The 14,179-nt window shown below is 32.0% G+C and carries 14 protein-coding genes; 2 read left to right on the plus strand and 12 right to left on the minus strand.

All coding sequences use genetic code 11. The features are described from left to right. Nucleotides 1-21: 21 nt before the first annotated feature. The 3 genes from rpsU to ACFS3A_RS14565 all read right to left on the minus strand — a co-directional run bounded on the left by rpsU (nucleotide 22) and on the right by ACFS3A_RS14565 (nucleotide 2,403). On the minus strand, nucleotides 22-216 hold the full coding sequence (gene rpsU, locus ACFS3A_RS14555) for a 30S ribosomal protein S21 (protein ID WP_026730435.1): 195 nt from the start codon (nucleotides 214-216) through the stop codon (nucleotides 22-24). A gap of 140 nt (nucleotides 217-356) precedes the next feature. Then, the gene (locus ACFS3A_RS14560; protein ID WP_379826310.1) at nucleotides 357-1,499 is read right to left on the minus strand and encodes an acyl-CoA dehydrogenase family protein; all 1,143 of its coding nucleotides are present in this window, start codon (nucleotides 1,497-1,499) and stop codon (nucleotides 357-359) included. A gap of 13 nt (nucleotides 1,500-1,512) precedes the next feature. Beyond that, the gene (locus ACFS3A_RS14565) at nucleotides 1,513-2,403 is read right to left on the minus strand and encodes a helix-hairpin-helix domain-containing protein (protein WP_379826311.1); all 891 of its coding nucleotides are present in this window, start codon (nucleotides 2,401-2,403) and stop codon (nucleotides 1,513-1,515) included. Nucleotides 2,404-2,665: 262 nt separating this feature from the next. Between ACFS3A_RS14565 and ACFS3A_RS14570 the strand changes: the two genes are divergently transcribed. After that, entirely contained in the window at nucleotides 2,666-4,138 is a 1,473-nt protein-coding gene (locus ACFS3A_RS14570; protein WP_379826312.1) for an APC family permease, read from the plus strand. Nucleotides 4,139-4,193: 55 nt separating this feature from the next. Here ACFS3A_RS14570 and ACFS3A_RS14575 read toward each other — a convergent pair whose 3' ends face one another. The 5 genes from ACFS3A_RS14575 to ACFS3A_RS14595 form a co-directional block, all read right to left on the minus strand. Beyond that, nucleotides 4,194-4,421: a PspC family transcriptional regulator gene (locus ACFS3A_RS14575; protein ID WP_008466940.1), complete on the minus strand. Its 228-nt coding sequence runs from the start codon at nucleotides 4,419-4,421 to the stop codon at nucleotides 4,194-4,196. 72 nt (nucleotides 4,422-4,493) lie between these two features. Further along, a complete protein-coding gene (locus ACFS3A_RS14580; RefSeq protein ID WP_379826313.1) occupies nucleotides 4,494-5,765 on the minus strand; it encodes a DUF2851 family protein in 1,272 nt (423 codons plus the stop codon). Between the two features lie 75 nt (nucleotides 5,766-5,840). Further along, on the minus strand, nucleotides 5,841-6,323 hold the full coding sequence (locus tag ACFS3A_RS14585) for a 3'-5' exonuclease (RefSeq protein WP_379826314.1): 483 nt from the start codon (nucleotides 6,321-6,323) through the stop codon (nucleotides 5,841-5,843). Nucleotides 6,324-6,400: 77 nt separating this feature from the next. Continuing rightward, nucleotides 6,401-7,762, minus strand: coding sequence for a pyridoxal-phosphate dependent enzyme (locus tag ACFS3A_RS14590; RefSeq protein WP_379826315.1), 1,362 nt, complete (start codon nucleotides 7,760-7,762; stop codon nucleotides 6,401-6,403). Between the two features lie 45 nt (nucleotides 7,763-7,807). After that, a complete protein-coding gene (locus ACFS3A_RS14595) occupies nucleotides 7,808-9,778 on the minus strand; it encodes a putative porin (protein ID WP_379826316.1) in 1,971 nt (656 codons plus the stop codon). Between the two features lie 170 nt (nucleotides 9,779-9,948). On the opposite strand from ACFS3A_RS14595, the gene ACFS3A_RS14600 reads away from it, so the two are divergent. Beyond that, nucleotides 9,949-10,614 carry a ribonuclease HII gene (locus ACFS3A_RS14600; RefSeq protein WP_379826317.1) on the plus strand — a complete coding sequence of 222 codons (666 nt, stop codon included), beginning with the start codon at nucleotides 9,949-9,951 and terminating at the stop codon, nucleotides 10,612-10,614. A gap of 47 nt (nucleotides 10,615-10,661) precedes the next feature. On the opposite strand, the gene ACFS3A_RS14605 is transcribed toward ACFS3A_RS14600, so the two are convergent. From ACFS3A_RS14605 to ACFS3A_RS14620, 4 genes are all read right to left on the minus strand, one after another. Further along, entirely contained in the window at nucleotides 10,662-11,513 is an 852-nt protein-coding gene (locus ACFS3A_RS14605) for a nuclear transport factor 2 family protein (protein WP_379826318.1), read from the minus strand. A gap of 297 nt (nucleotides 11,514-11,810) precedes the next feature. Further along, on the minus strand, nucleotides 11,811-12,509 hold the full coding sequence (gene lipB / locus ACFS3A_RS14610; protein WP_379826319.1) for a lipoyl(octanoyl) transferase LipB: 699 nt from the start codon (nucleotides 12,507-12,509) through the stop codon (nucleotides 11,811-11,813). 5 nt (nucleotides 12,510-12,514) lie between these two features. After that, on the minus strand, nucleotides 12,515-13,267 hold the full coding sequence (locus ACFS3A_RS14615) for a hypothetical protein (RefSeq protein WP_379826320.1): 753 nt from the start codon (nucleotides 13,265-13,267) through the stop codon (nucleotides 12,515-12,517). A 67-nt stretch (nucleotides 13,268-13,334) separates the two neighbouring features. Continuing rightward, entirely contained in the window at nucleotides 13,335-14,138 is an 804-nt protein-coding gene (locus tag ACFS3A_RS14620; protein WP_379826321.1) for a hypothetical protein, read from the minus strand. Between the last annotated feature and the right edge of the window lie 41 nt (nucleotides 14,139-14,179).

Raw genomic sequence — 14,179 nt, forward strand, 5'->3', positions numbered from 1 at the left:
TTATTTTTGAAAAGCTAAATATTAACTTTCTAAGCTATCTTTCAAACCTTGAATGTAAGCAGCTTTTTGAATCTGAGCTCTTTTGATAACAGAAGGCTTAATAAAAGCAGTACGTGCTCTTAATTGACGAACAGTTCCTGTTTTATCAAATTTTCTTTTATAGCGCTTTAATGCTCTATCGATATTTTCTCCGTCTTTAATTGGTATAATTAACATAATATAGACACCTCCTCTCGTTAAGGCTGCAAAGGTAAAATTTATTTTTAATTAAAGACTATAATTTTAAAATTATTTTCATAAACTTCTTTTCCAACCTGTGCGTGAGGGATTGCAATGGAAAGCCCGCCCAAAATATCTTATTTTTTCAACAGATTTCTGGAAATGACCACTTTTTGAATTTCGGTAGTTCCTTCTCCTATTGTACATAATTTAGAGTCCCTGTAAAACTTTTCTACCGGAAAATCTTTAGTATAGCCATACCCTCCATGTATCTGAACCGCATCGTTCGCGATTTTAACGCAAGCTTCGGAAGCATACATTTTCGCCATTGCTCCTGCTGTTGTCACTTCTCTATGTTGTTGTTTTAAAAAAGCGGCTTTTTGAAGTAATAGTTCTGAGGCTTCTATTTCTGTAGCCATATCTGCAAGCTTAAATGAGATTCCCTGAAAATTACTGATTGGTTGTCCGAACTGATGTCTTTCTTTTGAATACTTCAATGCTGCTTCATAAGCTCCTTTGGCAATTCCTAAAGATAGAGCCCCAATAGAAATCCTTCCTCCATCCAGAATTTTCATCGCCTGAACAAACCCTTGCCCAACTTCACCTAATCTATTGGAATCCGGCACACGGCAATTATCAAAAACCAATTCGGCAGTTTCACTTGCTCTCATCCCTAATTTATTCTCCTTTTTTCCTGAGGAAAACCCTTTCATTCCTTTTTCAAAAACAAAAGCAGTCATTCCTTTAGAATCTCCTTTTTCGCCAGTACGCACTACAACAACTGCAATATCTCCGGAAATAGCATGAGTTATAAAATTTTTTGCTCCATTTACCACCCAATGATCTCCGTCTTTTATTGCTGTTGTATTCATTCCTCCGGCATCGGAACCGGTATTGTGTTCTGTCAAACCCCACGCTCCAATAAATTCTGCTGTTGCCAGTTTAGGAAGCCATTTTTTCTTTTGTTCTTCGTTTCCAAAAGTCAGGATATGATTTGTACATAAAGAATTATGCGCTGCAACAGATAATCCTATAGATGGATCCACTTTAGAAATTTCTTCAATTATAGTAACATATTCATGATAACCTAAACCCGAACCTCCATATTCTTCGGGTACTAAAACCCCCATAAATCCCATTTCTCCCAATTGCTTAAACAATGGCACCGGAAAAACTTGTGACTCATCCCATTCCATTATATAAGGTCTAATATTTTTTTCAGCAAAATCTTTTATAGACTGTGCAATCATTAACTGTGTTTCGTTATAGTCAAAGTTCATTAGTTACTTTCTTTTAGTACTCCAAATATAAACTAATTATTTTTGCTTTTTCAACAGGAAAATCTTTAATTTTTGCTAAATCCTCAATATTTTTAAAATCTCCATTCATACTTCTATAAGTCACAATCTGTTTTGCAAGTACATACTTAAAGTAAGGAAACTGAGATAACTCTTTTAACGAAGCTTCATTTACATTTATTCTTTTTAATGTTGAAGGAATTATTACCTTAAAATGATTGTTTAATTCCTTTATAACTTCAGGCGAGAGTCCCCATATATCATTCATTTGATCCATTGACACAAAACATCCCATAATTTCTTTTTGTTTTAATATCCGAATCGACAATCCTTCGCCAATTCCATAAATTTTAATTAAGTCTTCCTGAGTTGCCTGATTGATATCCAGTATTTCAAATTTTTCTTTTTTCGGAAATTCCTTTTTAGCATAATCATTATTACTATATAATTTAATTTCCTTCTTATGCTGTACCCAATCTGGAAATTTAAACAATGGCGAAATTTTATTTAACAATGAATCTGAAACACCTGTTACCTTTTGAAATTCTTCTACCGAGTTTACATATTTATTTTCTTTACGAAATGCCAATAAACGATCAATCTCCTCAACCGACATTCCCAGTTTATATCCTTTATAATCCGAAATGAAATTAGGGTTAAATAAGAAAACGACGGGTTTATTATTTTCAACCACCATTTTTTCATTATCAAATTGCGACTGAAGAGCAAGCCATTTTTCCTTTTCAGGATTTTTAGTTTCAGAAATAGTAAAATCAGAGAGCCAATAAAACAACTGCAACCCTATAATTATAACGAAGAGTAAAAAAATACCTGTCCGCTGGTATTTTGTAAAGTGTAAATACATCTTTAAAAGATTAAAGCTCATACCTAAAAATGCTTTTGATTAATAATTAAGAAAAAACTTTCAAATCTATTAAGAAAATTAGTAAGAAAAGTAGTTTTTAAAAAATTATTGAATCTGCTGGAAAAGACCAATTAATTTAATGAATATCAATACTTCCCGAAAGTTTCTTGAGAGTCCTCTAAAAAAAATAAAGTTTTTATAACTTAAAACATGATAATTGTTTTTATTTTTTACAAAAAACAATACATTTGGCACTTAATAACAAATAAACCAATAAAATAGTATGTCAATTTGGAGAGTTAAACCTATATCAGCCTTTGAGGCCGATATGAAAAAAAGTGATTTAAAGAGAGTCCTTGGAAAATGGAGTCTTACTGCCATTGGTGTTGGTGCCATTATCGGTGGAGGAATTTTTGTACTTACAGGTACAGGGGCTTATTATCATGCAGGTCCGGCATTAGCAATTTCGTTTATTATCGCAGGTATCGCCTGTGTTTTTGCGGCTCTTTGCTATTCTGAATTTGCTTCCATTTTACCTGTTGAAGGATCAGCTTACGCTTATGCCTATGGTACTATCGGAGAAATTTTTGCCTGGATAATTGGTTGGGGACTAATTCTCGAATATGCAATGGGATCTATGACTGTCGCCGTTTCCTGGTCCGGATATTTTAATAAATTACTCAAATTATTTGGTATTAAACTCCCTGAATGGCTAACCACAGATCCTGCGAGCTACACTGGAGAAGGTTTCTCTATGAATCTTCCGGCTTTCCTAATCGTTCTTTTAGTTATTTCATTACTTATTAAAGGAACCAAAAGTGCTGCTAAAGCAAATAACGCAATTGTAATCCTTAAAGTATCAGCAGTAATTTTTGTAATTGTAGCAGGTCTTTTCTTCATCAATACAGCTAACTGGAGTCCTTTTATTCCTGAAGCAACTCAAATTATTGAAAAAGAAACTACACACAATGCTTATGGAATTGGAGGAATTGTTTCCGGAGCCGCTGCGATTTTCTTTGCTTATGTTGGTTTTGATGCCGTTTCTACACAAGCCGGGGAAGCTATTAATCCTAAAAAAGATGTTCCGTTTGCTATTATTGCTTCTTTATTAATCTGTACCACTTTATATATTCTTGTTTCTTTAGTACTAACAGGAATGATGAATTATCAGGATTTCAATCCACTAGGAAAATATCCTGAAGCTATTAAGGCGCCTGTAGCTTATGCATTTGATATTGCCGGACAACCATGGGCCGGATTTATTATTACTGTAGCCGCTACTATTGGTCTTGTTTCTGTATTAATGGTAATGATTATGGGACAATCTAGAATTTTCCTGGGAATGTCTAAAGACGGTTTAATTCCTTCTGTTTTCTCTAAGGTAAATCCTATTTCAGGAACACCGAAAACGAACTTAATGATCTTAGGAGGAATAATTGCAACTGTTGCTGCATTTACACCAATCAATAAATTAGCAGATATGACAAGTTTTGGTACTTTGTTTGCCTTTACAATGGTTTGTATTGCTGTTTGGATTTTAAGAGTAAAACAACCCGGATTAAACAGAACTTTTAAAGTTCCTGCTTTACCTGTTATTGCTGTTTTAGGAATTGCAATTAATACTTATTTAATTATAAATTTGAGTATTGATGCTCAATTATTATCACTTGGATGGCTTGCAATCGGTATTCTTGTTTATTTTGGATATAGCAAGAAGAGATCAAGACTTAATGATACAAAAGGTTTCGAAGAATAAAGAAATACTATTTCAATAAAAAGAAAGCTCCAAATTAAAATTTGGAGCTTTCTTTTTATAAATCAAATACTGATGTTCTTTTTGAGCGGATTAAATCTTTCAATCTTATCCAAAATGCCAACGTCAGGTAAACTCCAAACCCCAAACCTGCTGTAACAAAAGAAATGTAGATAAAAAACAATCTGACACTTGTTACACGCATTCCCAGTTTATCTGCTAATCTTGAGGAAACATGGAATCCATATTTTTCAAAAAAGAACTTTAATTTTAAAATAGCTGACATACTTATATTTTAGATTTTAGATTACAAAAATACGGATTTCCAATTATCTAATTTTCTAATAAACCAAATTGTCTAATTATTTTTAAGAAGCTCTACTCCTATTACACATTTTAAACAAGCTTTATGATTGCAATATTCATTTTTAAGTTCTAATAAAGTCTGACTTTCAAATGCATTTTTTGATTGTATTCCGAAAGAAATAAATTTATCTGTTATAGCATTTTTCTCTGGCGCCACTTCATTCATAAAATCAATTAGATCTTCTGTAATTGGTTGTCCTAAAGTAGACGAATAAGCAAACTGAATTGGAATAATGGTATTAATAACAATCAAATCCAAAAATGATTTCGATAATGACTTTGCTTTCTTTGGACTTTCTTTGTCAAACTGATAATGGTTCTTCCAGTAATCACTTGCCGAAACATTGAACAAATTATAGACGCTTTCGAGAGATTTTAGATTGTTTACTTTAGAAAATAGATTTTGCGTTTTATGAAATAAGGAAGCTAATTGGGCAAGTCTTATCGTTGGAAAATTATCCGGACGAAGTTTAAAAAATTGTACCGGTTCAACAAATGTTCTCTCCATCTGATATTTATGCATTAAATAAAAGTATCTGAATTTTAAATCTTTAAAATAAACATCCTCCTTTTCTGCATTTAATAAACTTGCTGAACCAAAGAATAATGCTTCTAAGTTTTCGATTTCAAAACTTTCTTTTCTTATAATTGAAAATGGAATTGATTTCGCTATTTGCAAAAACGAAGTTCCGTTTGTATTTAAACCAAAATTCTTCGCTAAAAGACAAAATAAAACAGCTTCCCAATCCCGATTCGTTTCTTCCAGCAATTGATAAATAAAGCTCGATTTGCGCTCCAAACGTTCAAAAAACAATCTTTCCTGCCAGCTTTTAAAAACAAAATCATCAATATCTTTAATTTGTTTCTCACATGAAATCCATGTTTTTGGAGAAATCAAAGCATTGTAATTTGCAATTATTTCTTTTTCAACATAATCTTTAAGAATTAAAACAGGAATTTCGGTATTATCTTCTCTAAAAATAGCGGTATCATTTTCCCAGACTACGTGCAGAATTACGTTTTTATAAGCGGGATTATTTTCATGGTTGTGAAGATACCAATCTGATGATTTGATATGAATCTCTACATTTCCAGCCCATTTTTGATTTCCAATCATGACATGAGCATTAAAAAAATCTGGTCCCGAAAGCTCCAGATAATCACCTGTTTTCAGAATAGTAATTATCTCACCCTGAGCAGTTTTCAAATTCAAAGTATCAAACTTCCTGAATTTCCATAGATAATGAAGAAAGTCTTCTTTCATTTTTAGATTTTTATAACATTTTACAAAATCTAAAAATAACAAAATTTAAATACTATTCTTACAAATTTAATTTATTTAACGAAGTAAATATAACTTTGCACAAGCTCTTGCATCTGATAAAGCCTCATGATGATTGAGCTGAATCTTCATTTCGCGACAGCAATCACTTAATTTTGTTGGCTTTATCCCTTTCGATTTATATATTTTTACAGTGCATTCCCATTTTGCTGCAATATTCAAATCTTCATAATTTAAACCATGAAGCAACATCGATTTCATTAAAACATTGCGGTCAAAACTTTCATTATGTGCCACAATGACTCGATTTTTCAATCGTTTTTCGATCTCCGGATACACCTGAAAGAAGGATTTTGAATTGATTGTATCTTTTGGATAAATTCCATGAACACGAATTGTAAAGGGATTGTATTCGTTATTTGGCGGCTTTATTAAAGTTACATATTCGTCAACAATTATTCCGTTTTCAACTGTAACAATACCAACAGAACACGGATGATATCCTGTAGCGGTTTCAAAATCTATAGCTGTAAAATTCATTTTATATTTTTCAAATAAAAATCCATAAATCCAATTAGCAGTATAATCAGATTTATGGATAATTTATTTACAGAGGTTTATTTTATTGCCCCTATAATATCATATTTAGTAATAATGTGATGATGACCATTTCCTAAATCAATCAAAACAGCATCATTTTCTTTGGTAAAAAGTTTTGACACTTCTTCGATTGGTGTTCCTAATTTTACAATTGGAAAAGGTTTCCCCATTACATCTTTTATAGGTTTCTCTGCAACATTTTTATCGGCAACATAACTTCTAAACAAGTCTGTTTCGTCTACAGAACCTACAAAACCATTGATATCTACAACTGGAATCTGAGAGATTTTATATTTACGCATACGCTCAATTGCGTGTGAAACCAATTCTTCTGTACGAACAACGATTAATTCTTTATCAATATGATCTTTAATAACATCTTCTGCTTTGGTAACATTTTCTTCCAGAAATCCACGTTCACGCATCCAGTCGTCATTAAACATTTTACCAACGTAACGGCTTCCGGAATCATGAAACAGCACTACTACAACATCATCCGGTTTAAAATGCTCTTTTAGCTGTAATAAACCTTTGATACAAGCTCCTGCAGAATTCCCAACAAAAATAGCTTCTTCAAGTGCAATTTTTCTGGTGTAAACAGCTGCATCTTTATCTGTGACTTTTGTAAAGCCGTCAATTAAAGAGAAATCAACGTTTTTAGGTAAAATGTCTTCTCCAATCCCTTCGGTTATATAAGAGTAGATTTCGTTTTCATCAAAAATTCCTGTTTCATGGTATTTCTTAAAAACAGATCCATAAGTATCAATTCCCCAAATTTTAATATTGGGGTTTTTCTCTTTTAAGTATTTTCCAACTCCGGAAATTGTTCCTCCAGTTCCAACACCCACAACAAAATGTGTGATTTTACCATCGGTCTGTTTCCAGATTTCCGGCCCGGTCTGTTCATAATGCGCCAATGAATTAGACAAATTATCATACTGATTTACATACCATGAATTTGGTGTTTCTTCTGCCAAACGTTTTGAAACTGAATAATACGAACGAGGATCAGTTGGTTCAACATCTGTTGGACAAACAACCACTTTTGCACCAACTGCACGAAGAATATCCATTTTTTCTTTTGATTGTTTATCTGAGATAACACAAATCAATTTATATCCTTTGATAATCGCTACAAGAGCAAGTCCCATTCCTGTATTTCCGGAAGTTCCTTCAATAATAGTCCCACCTGGTTTTAATCTTCCGTCAGCCTCTGCATCTTCAATCATTTTCACGGCCATTCTGTCTTTTACAGAATTACCAGGATTAAATGTTTCGACTTTTGCCAATACTAACGCATCAATTTCAGCAACAATTTTGTTGAGCTTTACCAATGGTGTGTTACCAATTGTTTCTAAAATATTCTTTGAAAAGTCCATTTTTATTTAAGTTTATTATGTGGTTTTAAAATAAAGTAAGTCTCTTTACTGGAAGAAATTCCAAACTAAACCAAAACGCAATACAAAATCACGATAGGGGTTATTTGGAGTCGCGTAATAATTACTTTGGGTAAAAGCAGCGTTAAAATGTTCTGCTTTTAAATAAAATCTCGTCTGACGAATTCTTGCATTTATAAAGAAATCAAATGTTGCAAAACCACCAATCTTTTTATCCTGCTGCACAAAAAATTCAGCAATAACAGGATTGTAATCATCTCCATAATATTTTGTCATATAATTAAAAACAATTCCGGTCTGCATATATAATGCTTTCTTAAAAAAGTAGCCTGAATAATAAAATGTATTTCTGGTTACAAAATCCGGAACATTCAAAATCAAATCAGACTGATCAACTTTTTGATATAAAAGCGTATTATCTAATGCAAATGGACCAAATTTAAATTCTCTGCTTGCTTTAATTTCTAAATAGTTAATCACATTTCCATACTGATATGGCTTAACAATTTGTACATTTTCTACAGATGATGAATCTGCGAAATACAGATGATCTTTCAATACTGTATATTGAACTTGTCCTGTTAGCCATGGTGTCTGAATTTCGGCACTAAGAGAATTTATTTTTTCATTTTTGAAATTATGCGACCAATTGTATTCTACCCAGCTGCTTTGATATAAATTATAATTATTGTTTGGCAGCTTATTAATGTTTCGATATCTAAAATCAAATTTAATTTTATCATTTAAATCATATCTCAATTTCGCATCTAAATCTGAAAGTGACTGATTAGTAATAGATCTGGTATACAAAAATCTCCCATTCCATTTATTTTTTTGATATTCATATTGTCCACCTACATTATTAATCTGTAAAAACAAATTAGCAGGAACAGCATTTCCTAAACTATCAACAATAATTCGCTCATATTTATAGTTGGATCTGTAATCGTCTATAAAAAAATTGAATTTTCCCAAAAGAGAATTTTCATAAGCAAGACCGGCTTTATTATATAGTCTTTCGTATTTTGTCTGGTCATTAATATTGCTCGCTGCATACGAATCTCCAAAGCGCAGTACACGAGTACTATTGTTATTATTATCTGTAACTGTAGAAAGTATTGTTGGCTGTTTATATTCGTAACTTTTATTTTCGTAATTGAACTGGTGGGTTACATATAAATTATTATTTCCGCTTGTAGGATTTACTCTGAATGCATGGTCAAAAAAGATTCTTCTTCCTTTCAACATAGATTCTGCATCGGTTAAATAAACCTGTAATCTTTGTCTGTTCTTATAATCTTTATTATCACTTTCGAAATTATCGTCATTCGTAATCCCTCCATTTTCTTCATTCAGGATATCCTGAAAAGTATAATGTGCATTTATGGCATAACGTCTGCTTGTGGTAGCGTAACTGGTTGTAAACCTGAAACTCCCGGCACTCACTAATTGATTGATATAATCTCCCTCAGATCTTAAACCCCGGTAAGCAATAGAAAAATTGAGATTTTTGGAAACGTTCAAAGTAATGAAAGAATCAACATTTTGACCTTTGTTAATTGTCGTATTAAAAAACAACTCTGTAAAAGGTGTTGCAGCAGAATAATATCTGATTTGATCGGCCTGTATATAATTAAAATGCTTTCCGTTAAATCCAATTTCAGGATATGGAGAAAAATTCGTTAAACTGTATTGCAATGTATTTAAAGGCTGCCCAATGTTGGAGAATTCCTGATAACCAAAAAGATCTTTTCTAAGATGATTTTGTCTGTAAGCACTTTTAATTGTTAATGAAGTATCTACATAAATAGTATCATGCTCCAGTGTCACGATTTTATATTGGTCTATAGTAGCAATTTTAGCTTTCTTCTTTTTTACTGTATCCGTAATACTTGAATATTCCGTATTCATATCTAAATTATTTTTAGGAGCAGGTTTTACTTGAGAAAACAATAAAGTTGGTACAGCTAATAGATATAGAAAAATGAATATTCTCATTTGATGGCTTTATATAAATTTATTTTGACAAAATTTGCTAAGCAAAGGTAAATTATAAAAACAAATAAAGAAAAAAACACTTCATTTTATACAATTGCCTTGGCTGACAGTGTCAAAACGAATATTTTTGCTGAAAATTTCATCTAATTTGTTATTTAAAAATTAAAAAAATGCTCGAAAAAAATTTCTCAGGATTTGTTTTAGAAACCGGAACAGATGAAGCTGGCAGAGGATGCCTCGCCGGGCCTGTTACTGCAGCAGCCATAATTCTTCCTGCTGATTTTGAGAATACAATTTTGAACGACAGTAAACAATTGTCTGAAAAAACTAGAGCACTTTTAAAACCAGTTCTTGAAAAAGAAGCTCTTTGCTTTGCAGTAACTCATTTATTTCCGGATGAAATTGACGAAATCAATATCTTAAATGCTTCAATGAAAGGAATGCAGGAATGTATTTTAAAACTAAAACACGTTCCGGAATATATTATAGTGGATGGAAACCGATCCTTAAATGCTAAACTCGGACTTAAAAACACTTTTGGAAGACAGTTCTCTGATGAAGAAATTGCATTATTAAAATCGATTCCAAATCAAAGTATTATAAAAGGCGATGGAAAATATTTGAGTATTGCTGCCGCTTCTGTTTTAGCAAAAACCTATCGCGATCAATATATGGATCAGATCCATGAAGAATTCCCAATGTACAATTGGAAAAAAAACAAAGGCTATCCTACTAAAGAACATCGTGAAGCCATTAAAAAATACGGAACAACAAAATACCATCGAATGAGTTTTAGACTTCTCCCGGAACAACTGGAACTTAATTTCTTCGAATAATAAAAAAAGACCTTTAAAAGGTCTTTTTTTATGTAAAACGGGAAATATTATTTTCTGCTCTTTAAGAATTCTGCAAACAGCTTGGTATCAAAATAAAAAGGTCTTATCTCCGTAATCTTCCCATTCTTTAAATTGAAATGCTCTGAAATTGGCATTGACAATGTTTTTCCGGATTTTTTAGCAGTACATTTTATTGTGAAATAAATAATTACTTCATTTTTGGAAGCATCACTAAAATAAACCGGTTCTTTTTCGATTTCAAAACTACCAACTTCGGCTGATTTTGCAAACATCTTTGTCCATTCTGTAAATCCCTGGTAAGTCCCACCGTAAGGAAGTCCTTCCGCCTGTTTATATATTGCTCCTTCTTCAATCAGAGCCGACATTTTAATGAAATCTCTTGTTTTAAAAAGACATTCGAAATATTGCGTTACAACATTAAAATTATCTGATTCCAGCTTTTTTAAATTATCGGCCTCAGACATACTTATTTCTTTATCCCAAAAACCTATTATTTTGCTTACCTGACCTTTACCGTTTAATCTCGCAAAATCACGTCCAGTCATAATAACATTATTTTTTGAGTCTGTAATTTTCCATTCCCAGGTCACATAATTGTCTTTTACAACTTTTGAACCTGAAGTTAAAACAGCATCAGGATTTTTTTTGTAGAATTCATTGATAACATTATTAAATGCTGTAATTCCTTTTATAGATGCCGATGGATCTTCAAAAGTACTGTCTTCTAACCAAATTGATTTTATAAGTTTTAATCTCGCATCATTATTTTTTTCTGACCACGCTTTTTCATAAACGGAAACTGGATATAATTTATCCTTCTTTTGAGCAGAAAGACTATTAAGTAAAAAAAGGAAACAGAGTAAGTAAATTTTTCTCATAAGCATTTTCATTAAAATAATTAGAATTACATATCAACAAAGTCAAATATAACTTAAATACAGAATAAAATTGGTTTCTTCATGTAATTTACCAACCTTTCAAAATCTTACCTTTTGTGAAATGTTTTTTGCTTATTTTGAGTACATTTTCATAAAAAACAGCTTTCTTTCTAAAAATAATTTTTTCATTCCCTTTTCAGCAATACTAGTCTTATCGCAGAAACAGCCTTATTTACCAAAATAAAACCCGTTTCAAATGTTTATCTGAAACGGGTTAATCTTTATTGGCAATTCTTTTTAAACAAATTCTGCTTCGAACAACTTTGCAAAATGTTTGATTATTTTAGCTTTTACTTCTGTTTCGTCTACTTTTTCTACACCAAGTTCAACATTTAAAGAAGTTACGCCTTTGCCACGAATTCCGCACGGAATAATGTTGTCAAAATAGCCCAAATCTACGTTTACATTTAAAGCAAATCCGTGCATGGTTACCCAACGTGAAGCGCGAACTCCCATAGCACATATTTTACGGGCAAACGGAGTTCCAGCACCAAGCCAAACTCCTGTTTCTCCTTCACTTCTACCTGATTCTAAACCGTATTCCGCTAAAGTCAAAATCATAGATTCTTCCAGCAAACGCAAATATTTATGAATATCTGTAAAAAAATTTTCTAAATCTAAAATCGGATAACCTACAATTTGCCCTGGTCCGTGATAGGTAATATCACCTCCACGATTAATTTTATAAAAAGTAGCTCCTTTCGCTTCGAGCTGTTTTTCGTTTAATAATAAATTCTCAAAATCACCGCTTTTACCCAAGGTATAAACATGCGGATGCTCTACAAATAATAAATAATTTGGAGTTGGCAGATCAAGTTCTTCTCTTCTGTTTTTGATTTTTAAATCAACTATATCTTTGAAAAGGTCTTCCTGATATTCCCAGGTCAATTTATAATCTTTATTACCCAGATCCTGAAGTTGGATTTTTTTGTTCATTTTAATTATTTTTCAAACTCAACGTCGAAGTTAAGTTTGTCTGGATTCTCCATATAATCCGTAAAAGAATATTGAATTGTAATTGATTTTCGATCGTCGCTAAACAATGCATTTGGATTAGAGACTTTCTTAATCTTTTTAGGGAAATTATATTTGATAACATAATTAGACGAAGCAAACATCATTTTAGACATATCTGCCGCTGAATCTTTTTTAATCTCAGCCAGTTTTTGTTTATCAATTACAGCTTTTCTCGTAAATTTCTTTCCGTCGTAAGTATAACTTAGTTTACTGTTGTTATTTCCTAAACCACTTCCTAATGGCCCTGCTGTCGCTCCGCCTTCTAATTTTTGAAGCGCGCTTGCCGTTTGTAAAATATCCTGAAGTTCGTTTACATTTTTAAAATCAGTTGCCATTGTCATTAAAAACTGTTTTTTCTCTGCACTCATTTTAGTGGTAACCACAAAATTTTCCAGTTTTTTTAATTCTTTCTGAGCTTCAGGTGTCATTTTAGCAATACTGTCTTTTTTCTCTTCAAATAGTTGTTTGAAAGTAAAAGTAGAATCGATATCTTTTTTCGCATCGGCTCCCATTTGGCTTCCAATTTGATCACCTGCCATTTCCATCAAAGCAGAACCATCCATATCTACAGAAAATTTTCCTGTTCCGTTTTCATTGATTGTAATGTTTTCAGTAAAAGTACAGCTTGTTAAAGTTGCGATTAAAAAAGAAAAACCAAGTAATTTATATAATTTCATAGAGATCAATTTTTCATCAAAGATACGAAGACTATTTTTAAAAACATGTTTAATTAAAAACCTGTAACTATTGTTCAAACTCTACTTTAAAACCAAAATCCACGGCACTTTCCTCCATGTTTTCCAGAGGAATTTCAACAGTAAAACTTTTTCTGTCTTCTGCTATTACAGCATTTTTGATTGAAATCGTTTTAATCTTTTTAGGAAACTGATATTCGGCAATATACTTACACTCTTTAAGCATTTCTCCCATTTTTTTTGAGAAAGGATCATCGCTTTTTTCTTCCTTTGATGACTTTTTCTTTTTTGCTTTTTTATTGTCTTTTGCAGGTATAACATTCTTAATAAAAACCTTCCCGTCATAAAAAATAGTCGTTGTTGATTTTTCTTCCGGCTTTGGCACACTACTTAAGATTCCTAAGCGCTTTTTGTCTGTAGCTGCTAGTCCCTCTAAACTTTCAGCAGGCGTTGCAATAGATTTATAACCTGTTCCGGCAGGAAAATCAAATGCCATATTGTATTCGAATTCCTTTTTTTCTTCGTTAATTTTTATGCTTACTTTAAAATTCTCCAGAACTTTAAGTTTCTCCTTTTCTTTCTCTAGTAATTCCAATTTCTCTTTGTCTCCATTTGGCAATTTAGAGATACTGTCTTTGATTTTGTCAAATACCTCTTTGAAGGTAAAAGAGGTATCTACAACTTTATTGATTTTTGTAGAATCACTTTTTTTCATCCCCAGCTTATACATTGGAGACATGTCAAATCCATACGAGAAAGTTCCGGATCCGTCTTCGTTCATGACGACCTTTTCCTTAAGTGTACAGCTTGTAATGCAAGAAATAATAAAAAAACAAAGTAGAATTTTTTTCATTTTTATAGATTTAGGTTATGTAGGCGAAGATACTTTCTTTT

The sequence above is a fragment of the Flavobacterium notoginsengisoli genome, assembly GCF_042686225.1.
Taxonomy (GTDB): domain Bacteria; phylum Bacteroidota; class Bacteroidia; order Flavobacteriales; family Flavobacteriaceae; genus Flavobacterium; species Flavobacterium notoginsengisoli.